Below are 21,146 nucleotides of genomic sequence, written 5' to 3'. Positions count from 1 at the left end.
AGTTTCAATTTGAAACTCCTTTTTTTATTGGTTAAAGTTGAATTGAATTTATTTCTGTTCAATTACTTTATTGTTATTTCGATACCCAAATAAGTTTTGAGATTTAATCATTTCTGCAGTTTCCGGCGGAAGCATTTCTTCCCAGCCATCTTCACCTTCAGTAATCATTTGTAAAACTTCTCTAGAGAAAATATCCATAATAGTTGGGTCGTAGTCTTGAATATCGACTACTTTACCGTTGTATTTAAAGAATTTGTACAATTCTTTCATACGAGGATGCACTTTTAAGTTATCACTATCGGTAATTTCTCCGGTTTTCTTGTCTTTTAAAGGATATAAGTAAACCTTTAGATCTTTAAAGAACAATTTACCAAAAGCTTCCAAAATTCCTCCACTTAAATGGCGATAATATTTTTCATCAAAAATATCGACTAAGTTATTTACTCCCATTGCTAAGCCCATACGTTCTTTGGTATAACGAGAGAAATATTCAACTACTTTGTAATATTCTTGGAAATTAGAGATCATTACGGTTTGTCCTAAAGCACACAGTAATTTAGCACGCGCCATAAAATCTTTTTCGTCAATTTCACCTTCAGATCTTAGGTTAGAGAGTGTAATTTCAAAAACACAAACGGTATTTTCTTCTTCAACTCGGCTTTCTTGCTTAAACAATTCCATCGAGTTCCTGTAAATATCCATATTTACTTTAGTTACCGGTCTAAAACTACCTCTTAAAGCAAGTACGTTTTTCTTGTATAAAATTCTCGCCGGTAAAACATTGTTACCATCTGGAGAGAACATTACTGCTTCGGTCATTCCGTTTTTAACCAATTGCAGACTCATTAAACGATTATCTACATTTTCAAAACGCGGACCAGAAAAGTTAATCGTATCTATTTCTAATTGATCTTTATCTATATGATCGTATAAATAGCGTAAAAGTTTCTTAGGGTTGTCGTATTTATAGTAAGCTCCATAAATTAGATTTACTCCTAAAATTCCTAAAGTATTCTGTTGTAAGCGAGCATCATTTTCTTTGAAGCGAATGTGAAGACTAATTTCATTATAATCTTCATCTGGTCGCACTTGGTATCTAATTCCTACCCAACCGTGACCTTTGTATTTCTTAGCAAAATCGATGGTTGCAACGGTGTTAGCATAGGTGAAAAATAGCTTCTTAGGATGTTTTTTACGATCCATTCGCTCTTCCATTAAACGCATTTCGTGAGAAAGCATTTTTTTAAGTCTAGCTTCAGTTACATATCTCTTATCATCTTCAATACCATAAATAGCATCACTAAAATCTTTATCGTAAGCACTCATTGTTTTGGCAATGGTACCAGAAGCTGCTCCCGCTCTAAAAAAATTTCTAACGGTTTCTTGTCCGGCTCCAATTTCTGCAAATGTGCCGTAAATATTTTCATTAAGATTAATGCGCAGCGCTTTACTTTTTATCGAAGGAACGTTTTCAAATTCCTTATCGCCCATAATGGTTATTGGCATATCGATCTAGAGATTTAAGTTGTGTGTTATTCTTTATATCAAAGGTAGTGAATTGGCGTTTAAACAAAAAAATATAATTACTTTTGTGATAAAATTAAGCTGTGGAAATTACATTTTTAGGAACAGGAACTTCACAAGGTATTCCTATAATTGGTAGCGACCATCCCGTATGTTTAAGTGAAGATTCTCGAGATAAAAGATTGCGTGTATCTATTTTGGTAGAATGGGATAATTATACTTATGTAGTAGATTGTGGTCCCGATTTTAGACAACAAATGCTCGCCAATCAAGTATCGAAAATCGACGGAATTTTATTTACCCACGAGCATAATGATCACATTATTGGTTTAGACGATGTAAGACCATTTTATTTTAGACAAGGCGATATTTCGGTATTTGCTCACCCAAGAGTTATTAAGGCTTTAGAAAAGCGTTTTGATTATGTTTTTGAAACGGTCAACAAATATCCAGGAACACCGAGTTTAAAAATTAACGAAATTAACGACAAGCCTTTTACGATCGGTAATTTAGAAGTTGTTCCTGTAAATGTGTGGCACCATAAATTACAAGTTTACGCGTTTCGATTTGGCGATTTTGCTTATGTAACCGATGCAAAAACAGTAGAGGAGGAAGAACTTGAAAAATTAAAAGGTGTAAAAGTACTTACGGTTAATGCCTTAAGAAAAGAGCCGCATTTATCACATTTTAATTTAGAGGAAGCCTTAGATTTTATAAGAAAAGTGAATCCGGAACGAGCCTATCTAACACATATAAGTCATTTATTAGGTTTTCACGAAGAAGTAGAAAAAGAATTGCCGGAGAATGTTTTTCTAGCGTATGATAATTTAAAAATTACAATTTAGATGAAAGGTAAAATTTTTATGTACCTGTTTCTGTTTGCAGCTCTGTTCATTATTTTTCAGTACGCAAATGTGAAAAAAACTTACGAAGCTCAAGAACACGATATTAAAACCTTAAAAGCTGAAGTTGAAGAAGCCGAAGCAACTACAGATTCTTTACTTCAATTAAATAGTGCTTCAATTGCTGAAGAATTTACCTTAGACGGTGATGAAAAAGCTCGTATGTATATCGAAGATTTAGGTTACAACATCAACGATTTTAAAACTTCTTTAGAAACCAAAATTTTCTCTGAAAACAAAGCCGATGCCGATAATGCCTTAGTTCCGTATAGTGGAATGGAAGGTTTTATGCGTATTAACGGAATGAAAATTATTAACCACAAATGGGTGTTAATTGAATTTACCGATGGCAAATACTGGGGAGAAGCTCTCCTAAATTATTACATCGAAGAAGACGGATCGATCACTTTTGAAAGCAATGACGGCTTTTTGTACGGTAATTAATTGTTCGCTAACCAGTTTTTAAATTCCATAAAGTTTTGCGGATTTACACCGTGACCTACCGGAAATTCTGAAAACGTATAATCGATTTTTAGACTATCGATAAAAGGTTTGTTTTTACGTGCCCATTCGATCGGGATTACTTGATCGACCGTACCGTGAGAACCGTAGATCTTCAAATTAGAGAAATCGTTATTTTTATAACCTTCTTTAAAAATAGATTCGTGAATATAACCACTTAAAGCAACAACACGATTTACTTTTTCAGGATAAGAAAGTGCTACGGCATAACTTAAAATTGCGCCTTGGCTAAATCCTAAAAGGGTAACTTGGCTGGCGTCGGCATGATAAGCTTCAATTACTTCATCTATAAATTTTGCGATCAAATCTCGAGAAGCAATGGCTTGCTCATCGTTGGTGAATTTATTTTGGTCGGCATCAAAATTAATTTCATACCAAGCGTTACCGTAAGGTTGCATGGGTAACGGAGCTTTAGCTGAAACAATTAAATATTCATCTGGCAACTCTGAAGCGAACGAAAATAAATCGTTCTCATTGCTGCCATAACCGTGCAACATTATAATTAATGGTGCTTTTTCGGTTAACGATGAAGGTTTTATAAGATGCTCTAAGCTTAAATTTTGTGTTGTCATTATGCTAATTTATCGAACCATTTTTGAAAATATTCCCCCACAAACGGGAGTAAGTTTTTCTTGCCTTGCAAAGCAGAAATAAAACTATAACCCCATAAAATAAAGTTGAAAAGTAAAAACGATGAAAAAATACTTAAGAATATAAATTCACTTTCTACATCGTTAAAACCATTAGCGATCGCCATCGTAGCAAAATAGATAATATGAATACCTAAAGCTTGTTTTATATGAAAGCTAGCAAAGCTATTCTTACTGTCATTATTCATAAACATAGCGATTACACAACCTATAATGGTAAAATAAGCTACAATCGCATTCGATTTTCCTGCGCTAATTTCTTCCGAAGTATTCATTAGGCTTCTGTAAATTTTAGGTTGGCAATTATTCCGTAAACTTTTCCTTTTAATTCAGTTTCTAAAAACATTGAATTTTTTGAGGTAGAAAGAATATCATTTTTGGTAAACGTATATTTTTCTTCAGGATTAAATAGGGTGAAATCTGCTTGCGCTCCTTCTTCTAAAACCGAAGTGTTTAACCCGAAACGTTCTCTTCCTTTGGTTAATAATTCAATTGCTTTTTCTGTTGAAAATATTTTCTGCAAAGCTCCAAAAGCAGTTTCTAAACCAATAGTACCGTAAGCTGCATTTTCAAATTCAACTTTTTTCTCTTCAATATCGATAGGGCAGTGGTCGGTAGTGACCATATCGATCACGCCATCTTTTAAACCTTTAATTAATCCTTTTGCATCTTTAGAAGTTCTTAGCGGAGGCAAAACTTTATAATTCGCATCGAAGTTCTGTAATTTTTCATCGGTAAACACCAATTGATGTATCGCAACGCTACAGCTTACATCTAGGCCTTTTTTCTTGGCTTCTTTAATAAGTTGAACAGACTTTTCTGTCGAGATCGTCGGGATGTGTAATTTACCGCCGGTATATTCTAAAATAAATAAATCTCTGGTAATTTGTAATTCTTCTGCAAGCGCGGGGATTCCTTTTAAACCTAATTGTGTACTTTGGTAATCTTCGTGAGCACAACCATTTCTGGCAATTGCATTTTCTTGCGGAAAAGATTGCACCAAGCCGTCAAAATTTTGAGCGTATTGCAAAGCGATCTTTAAAAGATTCGGATTTTTAATCGGCTTTTTATAATCTGAAAAACTTACCGTGCCGGAATTTTTCATATCAAATAATTCCGCTAGATCTACGCTTTCACTTTTTACGGTTAGCGCGCCTACAGGATGTACTTCAACGCCATATTCACCTGAATGACTTTTTAAAAATTTGATCGAAGTGCTTTGATCGGCAATTGGGTTACCGGTTGGGTTTAAAGCAATTGAAGTAAAACCGCTTTTTGCCGCAGTTTTTAATCCGTTATCTAAAGTTTCTCGCTCTTCGTAACCTGGTTCTCCAAAACAAACGCTGCTATCAAACCAACCTAACGAAAGGTGAAGATTTTCTTTTTCAATGGTTTGATCTGCTTTTGCAGCAATAGATTTATCAATTTTCTCAATCTTACCGTTATCGAGTAAAATATCTACTTTTTGTTGGTGGTATTTACTTTCGGGTTGAACAACGGTAGCAGATTTTATAAGGATTTTCATCAATATTATTTTAGAAACTTTAAGAGTAAAAATTCAATCACTAAAAATAGTAATGCAAAAATAACAAACCATTTCCAAAGAAAGTTCATTTGATTAGCATTAATCTCTTGGGTAAAGAAATTTGTGATCGAGTCTTGTTGGGTAATGTTTTTATAGTCAGAAAAATCGGTAAAAATAAGTTCACTTTCATCTCTACTGTAATTAAAACTCACTTGCTTTAAGTTATTTTCTTGAGCAACTAAATCGTAATTACCGGCTGTTTTTGGCTCGTCTTGTAGGGTAAGTCTTACTTTATTGGCAAAACGTTGCTGTAACGGAATAAAACTTTGACTAGAATCTTGCACTTTTACCACTTCATCTTCATTTAAATTGACATTGATCTCGATCGTATTTGTCCCTTGATTAATGTAATAAAGTTGTGGTAATTGTAGGCTTTGTTTCGCAATATTATAAAAAGTAGGAACGATTAAAGGCGAATTTTTAAAGTTGCTGTTTTCTTGATCGATGGCTGAAGAAAACACATAACTATTCCCAAATTTCTTCAAAAACGCCTGTCCGTTATTGTAATTTAAAATTTGATCACCGGCGTTTGTAGTCGTGTAATAAGAATTGACTTTTGGGTAGTCGAAATTTTTAATTTGTTTGTTGAAAACATTATGGTACAACGGATGCGAAAAATTAATATTCGTGATTTTTAATTCTTCATCCTGTTTTTGCTGAAGCGAACTTAAATTTAACGAACTAAAAAGTTGTTGATAACTTGATTGATTGATCTCTGCGGAAGGAATAATAGCTAACATTCCGCCATTTTCAATATGTTCATTTAAGATCGTCGACAAACCTTGCGGAATCGTTTTTAACTCGTTGAGAATAATGAGGTTTTGCTCAGAAAGTTCGTTGTAGTTTAATTGATCGCTGTTAATGAGATTCAGCTCAAATTCAGTTTTGGTGTATATTCTTTTCAAGAAAGCATTGTCGGCATCGCTAATTGCAGCCACTTTTATTTTTTCATTTTGTTGAAGTGAAAAATACAAGCGATTATCAAACTGCAAGCTATTATCGTTTATTTGTAAAACACCTTCAATATTTTCGTTGGTAGGAACGCTAAAACTGGTGGGAGCAATTTTGTTTTCAGCAAAACTTACACTGCTTTTAGCCATCAAATTTTCGCGGTTGTAAAGACTTACCGTAAATAATTCTTCTGTAGTTGTGGCCGCAGAAAGGTTTACTTGCAATTCGGTATTTTCAATCGTTTTTTCTTTTACAAAAACAGAATCGATACTTACGTTAAAATTGCTTTCCGGTTTTAATTGAATGATCGTATTTTCAATTTCAGCATTAAAATCTAAATCTTCTACATTTTGCTGCTGAAAGTCTGAAATCGCTACAAATTTTTTAAGCACATCTGCCTTTTCTGAAAATAGATTTTGCGCTCGTAAATAGTTGGTTTTAAAATTTGACGAAGTGGCGCTATAATTAATTTGCTGTAATTCTTCAGTAAGTTCTTGTTTGGTGGTGTTTTTATAAACCTCGTCGTTGGTAACTAACGAAAAGCTATAATTTTCTGGAATTTCTGTTAAAAGATCTTGTACGGCTTTTTTCAGCAATTCACCTTGAGCTCCTTTTTGTTGCATACTAAACGAATTATCCAGATAAATAACCGTTTCTTTTTCTTGCAATGTTTGCGAAGTTTCTGGGAAGTAAGGTTGCGCAAAAGCTAGAATTAAACAAGCCAAAGCTAAAAGTCTTGCTAAAAGCGTTAGCCATTTTTTAACTTGTGAGCTTTTACGAGTTTCTAACTGAACTTTCTTTAAAAACTTAACGTTGGTAAAATATTCTTTTTTGAATCTTCTTAACTGAAAAAGATGAACAATGATAGGGATTATCAGTAAAAATAACGCGTAAAGAAGTTGCGGATGTTTAAATAGCATTCGTCGTTTTCTATAGAGTCTCAAATATAGAAAATGAAACGCAAAATTGTGATGTTCGCCGCGTTTTTATGCGGTTTTCTTCACAGTATTTTTCTTGATGCTAAAGCTAAAGCTGGTTTTTTCTCCTAAGGTTGAAGTCACCTTAATATCGCCACCCATTTTATTGATTAGTTTTTTAACAGTAGAAAGTCCGATGCCGTTACCTTTATTCCCATTTCTATCAATTTCTGCCACGGTAGAAAAAAGTTCGAAAATCTCTTTTTGTTTATGTTCTGGGATTCCCATACCATTATCACTTACGGTAAAATTATAAACATCTTGATGAAGGTAGCATTCTACATCGATCACGATTTTCTCCTTGTCATTGTATTTTAAACTATTGCCAATTAAATTCAATAAAATTTGTTCTAAAGCAACACGATTACAGTGAAGTTCGATGTTTTGCTCCGGGAAATTAATTTCACAATCTTCACGAATATTAAACAGATCGACAATTTCTTCTAACAGGTGATGAATATCGAAAGTTTCGCTTTCTTCTAGATCATCAAATTTATCACTTTCGTAATGCGTTAAAATTTTGGTGATATAATCGCTTAAGGTGAATGAAGATTGTTTTAGATATTTTAAATATTGTTTTCCTTTTTCATCTAATTGCGCGCTGTATTTTTCTTTTAAAATATCGACAGTTACGATCATATTAGTAAGTGGCATTTTCATATCGTGAGAAACCACACCTGCAAAATTTTTCAGTAATTCATTTTTAGCTCTTAACTCTTTTTCAATAGTTTTCAGCTTATTGTTTCTTAATCTAAGTTCTAAAAGTTTTACTACTTGATTGGCCACCGTTTTTAATTTAGACTTTTGCGTCTCGGTAAGTGTTTTAGGTTGATGATCGATAATACAAAGCGTTCCTAAAGCATTTCCCATTTTATCGGTAAGTGGCATTCCGGCATAAAAAATCACCGGAGTATCTTTTAAAGAAGTTAATGGGTTATCGGCAAAACGTTCGTCTTTGGTGGCATCTTCAACAATCATTAATTCTTGAGGATGATTAATAGCGTGACCGCAAAAAGAAATATCTCTATCGGTTTCACATAAATCGGTACCAATATGAGATTTAAACCACTGTCTTTTTTCTTCTAAAAAAGTAATTAACGACACTGGAGTTTCACAAATATAAGAAGCTAGCGAAGCAAGATCGTCAAATTCTTGTTCTGCTTTGCTGTCTAAAATGTTGAGTTCTTTTAAAGCCTGAAGCCTAAAAGTCTCATTTTTCGGAATCTCTGGTTTAATCATCTTAAGAAGAATATTAAGACAAATTTAAGAAAAAAATTATTAAAAATCTTTTTCAAAAGCGCCAATTCCAAAAAGCGCAAAGTCATATTTTACAGGGTCTTTTTTGTCTAGTTTACGCAAATTTTTATCTAATTCTGCCAAAGCTTTCGCGTCATTTTGCTTTCTTTTGAGTAAGCCTAATTTTCGAGCAATATTTCCGCTGTGTACATCTAAAGGGCAAGAAAGCGCTGCAGGTAAAATTTTTTTCCAAAAACCAAAATCAACTCCTTTTTCATCATCTCTAACCATCCAGCGTAAATACATGTTGATGCGTTTTGCTGCTGAATTTTTTAAAGGATCGCTCACGTGCTTTTGTGTCCGTTTTAAATGTGGAAGTTCAAAAAACACTTTTTTAAATTCGTGAATCGCAGTTTGTGTAGAAGTTGGCGTCGCGTGTTTACCAAAAACTTCTTCTAAACCGCCGTGATGTAGATAGATGTTTTGCAACGACATAAGAAAATATTTTAAATCTATGTCGTTAAACGTGCGATGCACAAAACCATCAAATCGTGCTAGATCTTTTTCTTTAAAATTTAAAATGAAATCGTGCGGACTCATATCCAGCAATTCCATCAATTTTCGGGCATTATTTAAAATGCTTTTACGATTTCCCCAAGCGATGGTTGCGGTTAGAAAACCTGAAATTTCAATATCTTCTTTTTTTGAAAATAAATGCGGAATTTGAATTGGATCGGTTTCAATAAATTCTGGTTGATTGTATTGAGCAACTTTAAAATCTAAAAAATCGCGGAGTTCCTTTTTATTCATCTTCAAAATTTTCTACGGGTTTGGCATAAAAACCGTCCTTTAATTTTCCGGTTCTTAATTGAGGAATAGTATGAAAATTTTTATAGAAAAACTCGATTTGTTCCTTTTTTATGGAAGGTAATTCGCCATCGCCGGTAATCCAGAAAAAATTTTGGTTAACCGGATTGTTATATTCTAAGTTCCCTATTTTTTCTTTTTGATACACATATTCGTATTTCGAATTTTTATGCGGAACTACGATATTTTTAAATTGAAACTGACTATTATTTTGGGTGAATTGATTGTTAGTGAATTTTGCTAATTGAAAGCTAAAAAATAGAGGGATTGCGCTGAATATAATTCCGAAGACTAAAAGAATTTTGAGTAATTTTTTTTGCTGAAATATGCTGAAAAAAATAATCGCCATAAATGCCAGAACAAATACCAAAAAGAAACGGTATTGCGGTGAAGTTAAAAACAAAACGCATAACTGAATGACCGCTAAAAAGTAGATAAATACTAATGGTTTTTTGTATTTTGATTTTATAATAAAAATCGGAAAGCATAACATTAAAACCAAAATAAATTTATTGACTATCCCTGTTAAGCCTTTTATAGAAAGCCATTGCAGGAATTTTTCTACGATAGATAAATTTTTGAAATGACGATAACTAATATCGTATCCGTCTTTTACAAAAGAACGCTCGAAATAAAATTTATAAGATTCAGGAAGCCTATAATCACTATCGATAAAATTAATTTCTTGGATAGGGAATAAAGGATAACCACTTAAAATTTGATTTTTAAGGATTATTAATAATAGCGTAAAAGTACCAACTATGAACATTGAAGGTGTGCTTCTTTTTAATTGCTGAAAATGAAAAACTAAAACTCCGAGAGGTAAAAAGGCTATAAAAATTGTACTTACTTTAATATAGATGGTGAAAAAAGAAAGTAGGTAAATTGTGATAAAGATCTCTTTTGAAATATTTTCCCAATGTTTCAGCAGTAAATGAAACAGTAAAAATGAAATTAAAAATATCGGAATATCTGAAGATGGCGCGCTTATAAATTGAAAAAATAAAATACTTCCTAACGGAATAATCGCTAAAAATATATCGGATAATTGAAAACTCTTTTTCTGTAGAAACAAGTTGATTTTCTCGAATGCGAAAAAATTCATCATCAAAAATAAAAAGGCACTTAAGTCATTTAAACGATCATATAAAAAGCTGAAATTGAATGCACTTTGCAAAATGTGCCAACCACTATTTTGTGCAAAAAACAGGTGTAGATTTGCTAAACCTTTCACAAAACCATATTCGTTGAGCCATTTAATAGTTTGTAGATAATATGATTCATTATCGATAACGAATGGGGCAGAAGCAGCTTGAGCCAAAATAAAAAGACTAAGTAAAGCAAAACAAACTTTTAAAAACTTACTGAAAGATTTAAAAGCAATGTGATAATGTTTAAATATGCTGAAAAGTTCATGTTTTTGCCAAACTACGAAAATGATATTCAGCAGTAATAAAACGAGATGAAATTCAATATTTATTCGACTGAAAAAAGCAAAAATAGAAGTAAACAGACAGATCGAGAATAAACCCAATAACTGCTTAATGATCGCGTGACTTTTTTCAACTTTAAAAATTTTAGCAGTAATTACTCCCCAGCTACTGGCAGAAAAAAAAATGTAGAGAAAAGAGAGTAAAACGATAATCATTTACGAACCAATTGTGCCGTCGACCATGGTGAGTTTTCTATCGGCCATATTGGCGAGTTCTTTGTTATGTGTAACGATCACAAATGTTTGCCCAAATTCTTCTCGTAATTTAAAAAATAACTGGTGTAAATTTTCAGCAGATTCAGAATCTAAATTTCCCGAAGGCTCATCGGCTAAGATTACTTCAGGATTATTGATTAACGCACGCGCAACCGCAACACGTTGTTGTTCACCACCACTAAGTTCAGAAGGTTTATGGTTTTTACGGTGCGATAAACCTAAAAACTCTAACAACTCTAATGCTCTTTTTTCTGCAGCAGCTTTTTCAGTTTTATTAATAAATGCAGGGATGCAAATATTTTCTAAAGCCGTAAATTCTGGTAATAATTGATGAAACTGAAAAATGAAACCAATGTGTTTATTTCTAAAGGCTGCTAATTCATTTTTAGATAAATTGTAAATTTCAATGTCATTAATTTTTAGAGAAGATTTTTTGTTTTTGGTCGCAAAATCCAATGTTCCTAAAATTTGTAATAATGTGGTTTTTCCTGCTCCGGAAGCGCCAACGATTGAAACAATTTCTCCTTTTTTTATCGATAGATTTACGTTATTAAGCACGTGCAAATCATCGTAATATTTATGAATATTTTGAGCAGTGATCATTCAGCTAATAAATTTGTAATGCTAAAATAAACTATTTTGTAGGAACAATCGTATGATAACAAAGCTTTATAAGTTTTGTTGTTCTAGATTCAGATTTTAGGCTTAATTTTAAAATAAAAAATGAATACAGAAAATATAAAAACCGCAACTTTTGCTAACGGATGTTTTTGGTGTACAGAAGCAGTTTTTCAGCGTTTAGAAGGTGTAAGTCATATTGTTTCCGGCTTTACGGGTGGAAATATAAAAAACCCACCTTATCGAGAAGTAGTGCAGGGAAGGACTGGTCACGCAGAAGCCATTCAACTAAAATATGACGAAACTTTAATTAGTTATGAAGAATTATTGTTGGTCTTTTTTACAACTCACGATCCTACTACTTTAAACAGACAAGGTAATGATGTGGGAACACAATACAGAAGTGCGATTTTTTATCATTCTGAAGAACAAAAATTGATAGCTGAAAAAGTGGTCAATCGTTTAAATGAGGAAGTTTTTGACGGTAAAATTGTAACTGAAATCACGCAAGCTTCTCCTTTTTATTCAGCGGAATTTGAACATCAAAATTTCTATAATAATCATCCAAGTCAGCCTTATTGTCAATTTATCATCGACCCAAAAATTAAGAAACTCAAAGAGGTTTTTGCGCATAAGCTAAGATCTGCTTAAAGCTTCAATTAAATTTCGGCAGGTTTTTTGCTATTGTATAGTTGAATTAATTAAAATGAATTATGAAAAACCTGAAAAATAAATTGTTACTAAAAGGATTACTGTATGATGGTATTGGTATGTTAAGTAGTGCAATACCGGTTGTTGGTCCTTTTCTAGATCTTGCTTGGGCGCCTTATGCGGCTAAAAAAATGCAGGAAATGTATCCTTCTAAAAAAGGTAAAATAGCTTCCATTTTAGTTTTCATTGAAGAGATTTTACCGTTTACAGATATTATACCAACATTCACGTTAATGTGGATTTATAACTTTGTTTGGAAGAAGAATCAAGTAGAAGACATTCAGTATACCGAAGTGATTTCGTAAAATAAAAAAGGCTATCAAATTTCGATAGCCTTTTTTTTATTTTTAATCCTCGTCTTCTTCATCATCTTCATCGTCGTCTTCCATTTCTTCTTGATCTTCTTTAGAAATTTTGACGCTTTCAGGAATATCTACAATAGGTTCGTTTAGATCTTCATCTTCATAATCATCTTCATCATAATTTGCCATCGTGTTTTCAAGACGTGTACTTACTTTTACTAAGTAAATGCAATCTTCAGTTCTTACTTCAACCGCTTCAACCGTTTCATTTTTGGCATTTTTAAACGTGATAATGTGATCGTCATCATATCCGTCAGGATATTTTTCAACCAACATTCCTAAAATTTCTGGAGTTAATTTTTTATAATCTACGATAACTCGTTTCATATTCAATAGCTTAGTTTTAGTGCTTAACGAAAACAATAATAAAAAAGTTTCTTTTAAATTGAAGCGATAATATTAAAAACTTATATTAATTTTTTTGATAGTCTATAGTTAAGATTGTTACCAAGCTATCGCAATTTCTAAAACTTGTTTTAAAGGTTTTTTCATCCTTTTTCGATTCAACTAAATACACATTACAAGAATCTAAAGAAGTTTCACTTTCACTAAATAAAACGTCACCGGTTTGTAGAGTTTGATCTATAAAAATCGAATCTAATTGAAAAGTTTTCATTTGCTTTTCAGCTTCCGCAGTGTAAGTTTTATGTTTACTTCTAATATTTTTTAAAACTCGTGCGTTAGGACCGTAATCGCAAGAAGTTTTCTTTCCACTTAAAAAAAAGATAAGAATAACAATACCAATGGTAAAACCGCCAAGGTAATAGCCTATACGATGAATTAATTTCATATTACTTAAAAAATAAGCAAATTGATGTCTCTGTGCGTGAGATTAAACCAATCTGCAACCGATTTGTTGGTTAAAATTCCGTGGTAAAAGTACAAACCGTTTCTTAAACCACGATCAAATCTTAAAGTATTTTCTAAACCACCTTCTTCACCAATATGAAGTAAATAAGGCGTAAATATGTTACTAATTGAAATTGAAGAAGTTCTCGGATATCTGGAAGGAATGTTTGGAACCCCGTAATGAATTACATCGTATTTTTTAATGGTTGGATGATCGTGAGTAGTAATTTCTGAAGTTTCTACACAACCCCCCATATCGATACTCACATCAATAATTACAGAACCGGGTTTCATATTTTCGACCATCGATTCTGTAATGATCACCGGCGATCGATCTTGACCTCTAACGGCGCCGATCACCACATCTGCTCTCATTAAAGATTTTAATAAATTTTTGGGTTGAAGGGTAGAAGTATATAGTGGTCTACCTAAATTAGTCTGAATACAACGTAATTTAGTTAATGAATTATCGAAAATCTTAATATTTGCTCCTAAACCTAAAGCAGATCTTCCTGCAAATTCTCCAACGGTTCCTGCACCAATAATTACAACTTCTAAAGGAGGAACTCCGCTAATATTGCCGAACATGAGTCCGCTACCTTTCGGGCTTGCTAATATTTCTGAAGCGATAAGCACCGAAGCAGTTCCGGCAATTTCACTAAGCGCTCTAACGGCCGGGTAAGTACCGTCTTCATCTTTAATAAATTCAAAAGCAAGTGCAGTAATTCTTTTTTCGGCAAGTTTTTGAAAGTAGCTTTTTTCTTGAGTTTTAAGCTGAAGCGCAGAGATAAGCGTCGTCTGCGGATTCATCATTTCTAACTCTTTAAGTGATGGCGGTTCGACTTTTAAAATAATCGGACACGCAAAAACCTTAGAAGTATCTTTAGTTACTTCTGCTCCGGCTTCGCTATAATCTTTATCTGAAAAATTTGCGTCTGCACCGGTATTACTTTCTATTAAAACTCGATGACCATTGGCAGTGATTGCTGCTACCGCATCGGGTGTTAAACAAACCCTTTTTTCTTGGTAAGAAGTCTCTTTGGGTAAACCAATAAAGAGTTCACCTTTTTTCTTTTGAATTTCAAGCATTTCTTCCTGCGGAAGAAGTTCTCGTTGACTAAATGGAGTGGTTGGTTTGTTCATTATTTCTAAGATAATGAACTAAAGAAATGAAAAATATTGCTGATTAGCAAAAGAGAATTTAATTAGTTGCGAAATAAATCTCTAAAGTGAGAGAAGATATTTTTTTTGTTCTGTAGCTCATATTCAATCTCTTCTAACGAAGGATTATGCATACTCGCAAAAATCTTAGCCCGAATTAAATAAACTAAAGGTACAATAACCGCCATGATTGGAACAAGATACCATATTTCAATTTCATCAGAGAACTTTATATCGTCATTAATAGCACTAATTAATTGAAATAAAAACATCCCTATAGGAATCAAAATTACGTGATACCACCAATGTTTACAAGTTAGGAACCAAATTGTAAGTAAATATAAAGGAATAAACTTTCCCATAAACGTCCAAACGCTAGTATATACTTCTTGATACCAATTGGCTTCATAAGTAAATAAAAAAGTTTCCCACACTTTTTGTTGAGGGAAACTTCTATAAGAATAAAATATGTAAGGTGATATTGCTATTGAAAAAGCAATAATGCTACCCATTAGAAGGGACGATGATTTTCGATTTATCGATGTTTTGGATGTTGTCTTGTGTTGTGTGCTCATCTATAGATTGTGGGGAACAAGATGTTACTAAAAATCCTAATGCTGCGATGGCGAAGATAGCGTTTTTTAATTTCATAATAATTAATTTTTAAGTTTATTAAAGTTGTTTTTTCGTTTTGTTCTGGTACAAACCTAGAAAGAAATTAGTTAAAATTTTTAATTTTCTTTACCGTACCTTTGTCCGTTTTTAACAACATATATATTTGATAATCAATTATTTACAAATAACTGCTGTGGCTGTATTTTTCGATTTAACATTTTAAATTTCAGTAGAAATTGAAATTTTTCTTGTTTTATTTGAAATTTTTTCTATTGAAATCTTCAAGATTTTTGTGGGAAGTAAATTTTTAACTCTATCTGGCCATTCTATAAAAACCCAATGGCTCTCCAGTAAATATTCTTCGAAACCGATATCGTAAGCTTCTTTTTCATCTTCAACTCTATGAAAATCAAAGTGATAAATATAATCATTTTCTGCGTGATATTCATTAACTAAAGAAAAGGTAGGACTCGATACTCGATCTTTAGAACCTAATTGTTTTGCTAGTTCTTTGATTAAAGTGGTCTTGCCGGCGCCCATTTCACCGTAAAATAAAAGTGTCTTGGTAGAAGACACTTTTAAGATTTTTTCAGCAACCTCTGGCAGTTGCTCTATATTATAAGTAATTTCCATAATATATTATCTTGGGCTGAGCACCGAGAAAGGAATCACCATTTCTTCTAAAGATACTCCGCCGTGTTGATAGGTGTTTCTATAATAACTTACGTAATGGTTATAGTTGTTAGGATATGCAAAAAACAAATCTCCTTTTGCAAATATATAAGAGCTACTCATATTTATACTTGGTAAATGAAAATCTTTAGGGTTTTTTGCAGCTATCACATCTTTATCTTCATAGGTTAAACTCTTTCCAGTTTTGTAACGTAGATTTAAACTCGTGTTTTTATCTCCAATAACCTTAGACGGGTTTTGAGCATTTATTGTTCCGTGGTCAGTTGTAATGATAAGTTTAAAACCTAATTGTTGCGCTTTTTGAATCATTTCTAGCAATGGAGAGTTTTTAAACCAGCTTTCTGTTAACGATCGGTAAGATTTATCTGTAGAAGCAAGTTCTTTAATCACTTCCATTTCAGTTTTAGAGTGTGAAAGCATATCTACGAAGTTGTAAACTACCGCAGTTAAGTCATTGTTTTTAAGTTGCTTAAAATTCTGCACTAAATTTTTACCTGCTTTTAGACTGGCAATTTTATAGTATTCCATCTTATAATCTAAGCCTAAACGCTTCATTTGAGCTTGCAGAAATTCTTCTTCGTGCATATTCTTTCCGCCTTCATCGGTATCATTCAGCCATAAATCTGGATGAAGTTTTTGCATATCTGAAGGCATTAACCCAGAAAAGATCGCATTTCTAGCATATTGCGTAGCGGTTGGTAAAATACTTGAAAACGCTGCTTCTTTATCTTTTTTGTAGTAATTATTAATAATGGGTTCAAAAGCTCGCCATTGGTCGTAGCGCAAATTATCGATCACTAAAAGTAGCGTAGGTTGCTTATCGCTTAATTCCGGGACAATTTTCTTTTTAAATAATTGGTGCGAAAGCGTTGGCGCATCTTCATCACCATCAAACCAGCCGGTGTAATTTTTTTCTACAAACTTGCAAAATTGGGTATTGGCTTCTAATTTTTGAGATTCCAAGATTTCGAACATACCGGTGTCTTCGATATTTTCTAGTTCAATTTCCCAATAAATAAGTTTTTGGTAAAGTTCAGCCCAACCTTCCCAAGAATTGATCATCGACATATCCATGGCGATCTTTCTAAACTCTTGTTGGTAGTTGGAAGTTGTTTTTTCTGAAACTAATCTTGAATGATCTAAGTTTTTCTTTAAACTCAGCAAGATTTGATTAGGGTTCACCGGTTTAATAAGGTAATCTGCTATTTTAGAACCAATAGCTTCTTCCATAATATATTCTTCTTCACTTTTAGTGATCATCACTACCGGAAGATTATTTTTTTTCTCTTTTATTTCAGCAAGAGTTTCAAGACCCGTTAAACCCGGCATGTTTTCATCTAAAAAAACAATGTCAAAGTTTTGGTTTTCAACTTCTTCTATAGCTTCAGTTCCACTTTGGCAAGTGGTAACTTCGTAGTTTTTCTTCTCTAAAAATAAAATATGAGGTTTTAATAAATCTATTTCATCATCTACCCAAAGTACCTTGATATTATTCATATATGTATATTTGTTTTTTTCTATTAAACTATCAATTTGAATTCACGTAATAAACTCAAAATATTAAACGATCCAATTTACGGATTTATTACCATTCCTAACGAACGTATATTCGACATTATCGAGCATAAATACTTTCAAAGATTGCGCCGAATTTCTCAAATGGGCATGTCTTATTTGGTCTATCCGGGAGCGCAACATACAAGATTTCATCATGCGTTGGGTTGCATGCATCTTATGCGAAAATCGTTGGAGGTGCTTCGTTTTAAGGGAGTTAAAATTTCTGAAAAGGAAGAAGAAGCGCTGCTTATCGCCATTTTATTGCACGATATTGGGCACGGACCGTTCTCTCACGCAATGGAACATAGCATCGTAAGTGGAGTGAGTCACGAGTGGCTTTCGCTTCAATTTATGGAAAAAATGAATGCTGAATTTAACCAAAGTTTAACGCTTGCCATTCAAATTTTCAAAGGTGAATATCACCGAAAGTTTTTTAAACAGCTTATTGCAAGTCAGCTTGATGTCGATCGTTTAGATTATTTAAAGCGTGATAGTTTTTATACCGGAGTTGCTGAAGGAAATATTAACAGCGAACGTTTAATTACTATGCTTAACGTGAATAACGATGAATTGGTGGTTGAGCAAAAAGGAATTTATTCGGTAGAAAAATTTCTGGTAGCCAGACGATTAATGTATTGGCAGGTTTATTTACACAAAACCAGTTTAGGTGCCGAGCAATTATTAATTCGCGTATTAAAAAGAGCGAAAGAACTATCGGGAAAAGGAGTAGAGCTTCCGGCAAGTAAAGCACTTTCTTTCTTTTTAAAGAATGAAATGAATTTTGAAAATTTTACCGATAAAACCTTGCATACGTTTAGCAAATTAGACGATTACGATATTGTTTCAGCGATGAAAGAATGGATTTCTTGTGACGACTTTGTACTGAAAAATCTCTGCAAATCAATCATCAATAGAGATCTTTTAAAAGTGAAACTGAAGAAAACGCCGATTGAAAGCGGTAAAGTTGAAAAACACTTAGAAGAACTTCAGCAGAAATATAATATAAGTAAAGAAGAAGCTAATTATTTTGTGTTTAAAGGAAGCGTTTCTAACCTTGCTTATCGTGATGATGTAGAGAATATCAACATCCTTTATAAAAATGGTAAAGTGAGCGATGTGATCAAAGCTTCAGACCAATTTAACCTTAGCGCACTCACCAAACCGGTAGTAAAATATTATATCTGTTATCCAAAACCATAAAGATTAACAATTTTTTCTATTTTTGTCAGAATGAAATTTACAGCAGAACAAATTGCAGAAGTTTTAGAAGGTACTATTGTAGGAAATCCGGAAGCAGAGGTTTCTGAACTTTCTAAAATAGAAGAAGGTCATTCTTCTTCCTTAACTTTTTTATCAAACCCGAAATACACTCATTATATATATACAACCAATGCAGCCATTTGCATTGTTAATGAAGATTTTGAACCAGAAAAAGAAATATCGGCGACACTAATTAAGGTCAAAGATGCTCGAAATTCTTTTTCTAAGTTGTTAGAATATTACAATCAAGTAAAAATGAGTAAGACAGGAATCGAAAACCCGTCTTACATTGCTTCAACAGCAAGTCACGGAGAAAACATCTATATCGGAGCTTTCGCGTATATTGGTGAAAATGTAAAAATCGGTAATAACGTAAAGATTTATCCGAATGCTTATGTTGGAGATAATAGTAAACTTGGCGATAATGTAATTGTATTTGCCGGAGCCAAAATTTATTCAGAAACCATTATTGGGAATAACTGTGTAATTCACGGCGGAGCTATTGTTGGAGCCGACGGTTTTGGTTTTGCACCTAACGAAAAAGGAGAGTACGACAAAGTACCACAAATTGGGAATGTGATTATTGAAGATAATGTAGATGTTGGTGCCGGTACAAGTATCGATCGTGCAACTTTAGGTTCTACAGTAATTCGTAAAGGCGTAAAGCTTGATAATCAAATACAAATTGCACACAATGTAGAGATTGGAGAACATACCGTGATCGCTGCACAAACCGGTGTAGCCGGTTCAACCAAGATTGGTAAAAATTGTATTATTGGTGGTCAAGTAGGTATTGTTGGTCATATAACCATTGGTGATCGTGTTCGTATTCAAGCACAATCGGGGATTGGTCGTAATGTAAAAGACGATGAAGCTTTACAAGGTTCTCCCGCTTTGGGTTATAACGATTTTAATAAATCGTACGTACACTTTAAAAATTTACCAAATTCAATAAAAACACTTCATAAAATAGAAAAAAAGCTAAATACTAATGGCTGAACAAATTAACCAAACTACTATTAAAAATGAAGTTACTTTAGAAGGTGTAGGTTTGCACACCGGTAAACAAGTAACTTTAACCTTTAAGCCGGCAACTGCAGATACAGGTTATGTATTTAAGAGAGTAGATTTAGAAGGTGCTCCAGAAATTGCTGCCGATGTAAGTTATGTCGTAGATACGCAAAGAGGTACTTCATTAGAAAAAAACGGCGTTTCTATTCAAACTTGTGAGCACGTATTAGCGGCTTGTGTAGGTTTAGAGATCGATAATGTTTTAATTGAAATGAATGAAAGTGAACCTCCAATTATGGATGGTTCTTCTAAATTTTTTGTTGAAGCTTTAGAGAAAGCAGGAAAAACTGAGCTTGATGCTGCCAGAGAAGAATACGTAGTGAAAGACGTGATTTCTTATGTAGATGAAAAAACTGGAAGCGAGCTCGTTATTATGCCATCAAATGAGTATGAAATTACGACGATGGTTGATTTTGGGACTAAAATTTTAGGAACTCAAAATGCTTCGATCAAAAGTCTTTCAGAATTTAAAGATCAAATTTCAGACTCTAGAACCTTTAGTTTTTTACACGAGTTAGAAACCCTTTTAGAACACGGACTAATTAGAGGTGGCGATTTAAATAATGCAATTGTTTATGTCGATAAAGAGCTTTCTTCAGATACAATGGAAAAGCTAAGAAAAGCTTTTAATAAAGATGAAATTTCTGTAAAACCTAACGGAATTTTAGATAATCTTACTTTACATCATCCAAATGAAGCAGCGAGACACAAACTGCTAGACGTTATTGGTGATTTAGCCTTAATAGGTACAAGAATTAGAGGTAAAGTAATTGCTACAAAACCTGGACATTTTGTAAATACAGAATTCGCTAAGAAATTAGCGAAGCACATTAAAGATGAAAAGAGAAATAACGTTCCGCAAGTAGATTTGAATCAACCTCCTTTAATGGATGTGAATCAAATTATGAAAATGCTTCCTCACCGTCCGCCATTTTTATTAGTCGATAAAATTTTCGAATTAACAGATGAATATGTGATCGGTACAAAAGGAGTGACGATGAACGAGCAATTTTTTAATGGTCACTTTCCTGGAGCTCCGGTAATGCCCGGTGTTTTAATTGTAGAAGCAATGGCGCAAACCGGCGGAATCTTTATTTTAAGTACAGTTCCAGATCCTGAAAACTACTTAACGTATTTTATGAAGATCGATAAGGTGAAGTTTAAGCAAAAAGTAGTTCCGGGAGATCAATTAATATTTAAATGTAATTTAATTACTCCAATTAGAAGGGGTATTTGCCATATGCAAGGTTATGCTTTTGCAAATGGTAAATTATGTGCCGAAGCAGAATTAATGGCACAAATTGTAAAATCAAAAGACGCGTAATTT

General features: G+C 33.1%; 22 protein-coding genes. 7 read left to right on the top strand and 15 right to left on the bottom strand.

What is annotated here, in order from left to right; genetic code table 11:
• Positions 1-48: 48 nt before the first annotated feature.
• Positions 49-1,506, bottom strand: a complete 1,458-nt coding sequence (locus tag G551_RS0102495) for a TonB-dependent receptor (protein WP_036243118.1) — start codon at positions 1,504-1,506, stop codon at positions 49-51.
• A 101-nt stretch (positions 1,507-1,607) separates the two neighbouring features.
• On the opposite strand from G551_RS0102495, the gene G551_RS0102490 reads away from it, so the two are divergent.
• Positions 1,608-2,369: an MBL fold metallo-hydrolase gene (locus G551_RS0102490; protein WP_027884085.1), complete on the top strand. Its 762-nt coding sequence runs from the start codon at positions 1,608-1,610 to the stop codon at positions 2,367-2,369.
• On the top strand, positions 2,370-2,870 hold the full coding sequence (locus G551_RS0102485) for a hypothetical protein (RefSeq protein ID WP_027884084.1): 501 nt from the start codon (positions 2,370-2,372) through the stop codon (positions 2,868-2,870).
• Here G551_RS0102485 and G551_RS0102480 read toward each other — a convergent pair.
• The 8 genes from G551_RS0102480 to G551_RS0102445 form a co-directional block, all read right to left on the bottom strand.
• Positions 2,867-3,520 (bottom strand): alpha/beta hydrolase, encoded by a 654-nt coding sequence (locus G551_RS0102480; RefSeq protein WP_027884083.1) that lies wholly within the window; start codon positions 3,518-3,520, stop codon positions 2,867-2,869. The genes G551_RS0102485 and G551_RS0102480 overlap by 4 nt on opposite strands.
• A complete protein-coding gene (locus G551_RS0102475; RefSeq protein ID WP_027884082.1) occupies positions 3,520-3,873 on the bottom strand; it encodes a hypothetical protein in 354 nt (117 codons plus the stop codon). The genes G551_RS0102480 and G551_RS0102475 overlap by 1 nt, the downstream gene beginning before the upstream one ends.
• Positions 3,873-5,123, bottom strand: coding sequence for a dihydroorotase (locus tag G551_RS0102470; protein WP_027884081.1), 1,251 nt, complete (start codon positions 5,121-5,123; stop codon positions 3,873-3,875). Before G551_RS0102470 ends, G551_RS0102475 begins: the two co-directional genes overlap by 1 nt.
• A 5-nt stretch (positions 5,124-5,128) precedes the next feature.
• On the bottom strand, positions 5,129-7,054 hold the full coding sequence (locus G551_RS0102465; protein ID WP_027884080.1) for a BatA domain-containing protein: 1,926 nt from the start codon (positions 7,052-7,054) through the stop codon (positions 5,129-5,131).
• 66 nt (positions 7,055-7,120) lie between these two features.
• The gene (locus tag G551_RS0102460; protein WP_027884079.1) at positions 7,121-8,350 is read right to left on the bottom strand and encodes a sensor histidine kinase; all 1,230 of its coding nucleotides are present in this window, start codon (positions 8,348-8,350) and stop codon (positions 7,121-7,123) included.
• Positions 8,351-8,389: 39 nt separating this feature from the next.
• Positions 8,390-9,157, bottom strand: coding sequence for a TIGR02757 family protein (locus tag G551_RS0102455; protein WP_027884078.1), 768 nt, complete (start codon positions 9,155-9,157; stop codon positions 8,390-8,392).
• On the bottom strand, positions 9,150-10,862 hold the full coding sequence (locus G551_RS0102450; RefSeq protein WP_027884077.1) for an LIC_10190 family membrane protein: 1,713 nt from the start codon (positions 10,860-10,862) through the stop codon (positions 9,150-9,152). The genes G551_RS0102455 and G551_RS0102450 overlap by 8 nt, the downstream gene beginning before the upstream one ends.
• Positions 10,863-11,525 carry an ABC transporter ATP-binding protein gene (locus tag G551_RS0102445; RefSeq protein WP_027884076.1) on the bottom strand — a complete coding sequence of 221 codons (663 nt, stop codon included), beginning with the start codon at positions 11,523-11,525 and terminating at the stop codon, positions 10,863-10,865.
• 120 nt (positions 11,526-11,645) lie between these two features.
• On the opposite strand from G551_RS0102445, the gene msrA reads away from it, so the two are divergent.
• Positions 11,646-12,191, top strand: a complete 546-nt coding sequence (gene msrA, locus G551_RS0102440) for a peptide-methionine (S)-S-oxide reductase MsrA (protein ID WP_027884075.1) — start codon at positions 11,646-11,648, stop codon at positions 12,189-12,191.
• A 62-nt stretch (positions 12,192-12,253) separates the two neighbouring features.
• A complete protein-coding gene (locus G551_RS0102435) occupies positions 12,254-12,556 on the top strand; it encodes a hypothetical protein (RefSeq protein ID WP_027884074.1) in 303 nt (100 codons plus the stop codon).
• A gap of 42 nt (positions 12,557-12,598) precedes the next feature.
• Here the strand turns inward: G551_RS0102435 and G551_RS0102430 are convergent, their stop codons facing one another.
• The 6 genes from G551_RS0102430 to porX form a co-directional block, all read right to left on the bottom strand.
• Complete coding sequence (locus G551_RS0102430; RefSeq protein ID WP_027884073.1) at positions 12,599-12,940, bottom strand: hypothetical protein; 342 nt, start codon at positions 12,938-12,940, stop codon at positions 12,599-12,601.
• Between the two features lie 85 nt (positions 12,941-13,025).
• On the bottom strand, positions 13,026-13,403 hold the full coding sequence (locus G551_RS0102425; protein ID WP_027884072.1) for a hypothetical protein: 378 nt from the start codon (positions 13,401-13,403) through the stop codon (positions 13,026-13,028).
• A gap of 5 nt (positions 13,404-13,408) precedes the next feature.
• Entirely contained in the window at positions 13,409-14,605 is a 1,197-nt protein-coding gene (locus G551_RS0102420; RefSeq protein WP_027884071.1) for an alanine dehydrogenase, read from the bottom strand.
• A 62-nt stretch (positions 14,606-14,667) separates the two neighbouring features.
• The gene (locus G551_RS0102415) at positions 14,668-15,135 is read right to left on the bottom strand and encodes a hypothetical protein (protein ID WP_240470463.1); all 468 of its coding nucleotides are present in this window, start codon (positions 15,133-15,135) and stop codon (positions 14,668-14,670) included.
• A 322-nt stretch (positions 15,136-15,457) separates the two neighbouring features.
• Entirely contained in the window at positions 15,458-15,871 is a 414-nt protein-coding gene (gene tsaE, locus G551_RS0102410; RefSeq protein WP_027884069.1) for a tRNA (adenosine(37)-N6)-threonylcarbamoyltransferase complex ATPase subunit type 1 TsaE, read from the bottom strand.
• Between the two features lie 6 nt (positions 15,872-15,877).
• On the bottom strand, positions 15,878-17,428 hold the full coding sequence (porX, locus tag G551_RS0102405; protein ID WP_027884068.1) for a T9SS response regulator signal transducer PorX: 1,551 nt from the start codon (positions 17,426-17,428) through the stop codon (positions 15,878-15,880).
• Between the two features lie 36 nt (positions 17,429-17,464).
• Between porX and G551_RS0102400 the strand changes: the two genes are divergently transcribed.
• From G551_RS0102400 to G551_RS0102390, 3 genes are read left to right on the top strand one after another with little or no spacing between them, the layout of a single operon-like run.
• Entirely contained in the window at positions 17,465-18,688 is a 1,224-nt protein-coding gene (locus G551_RS0102400; RefSeq protein WP_027884067.1) for an HD domain-containing protein, read from the top strand.
• 30 nt (positions 18,689-18,718) lie between these two features.
• Positions 18,719-19,747: a UDP-3-O-(3-hydroxymyristoyl)glucosamine N-acyltransferase gene (lpxD, locus tag G551_RS0102395; RefSeq protein WP_027884066.1), complete on the top strand. Its 1,029-nt coding sequence runs from the start codon at positions 18,719-18,721 to the stop codon at positions 19,745-19,747.
• Positions 19,740-21,143 (top strand): bifunctional UDP-3-O-[3-hydroxymyristoyl] N-acetylglucosamine deacetylase/3-hydroxyacyl-ACP dehydratase, encoded by a 1,404-nt coding sequence (locus G551_RS0102390; protein ID WP_027884065.1) that lies wholly within the window; start codon positions 19,740-19,742, stop codon positions 21,141-21,143. The genes lpxD and G551_RS0102390 overlap by 8 nt, the downstream gene beginning before the upstream one ends.
• The last annotated feature ends 3 nt before the right edge of the window (positions 21,144-21,146 follow it).

The sequence above is a fragment of the Mesonia mobilis DSM 19841 genome (assembly GCF_000423405.1).
Classification (GTDB): Bacteria; Bacteroidota; Bacteroidia; order Flavobacteriales; family Flavobacteriaceae; genus Mesonia; species Mesonia mobilis.
The sequence above is the reverse complement of the archived record's forward strand: the minus strand, read 5'-3'. Positions and strand labels throughout refer to the sequence as shown.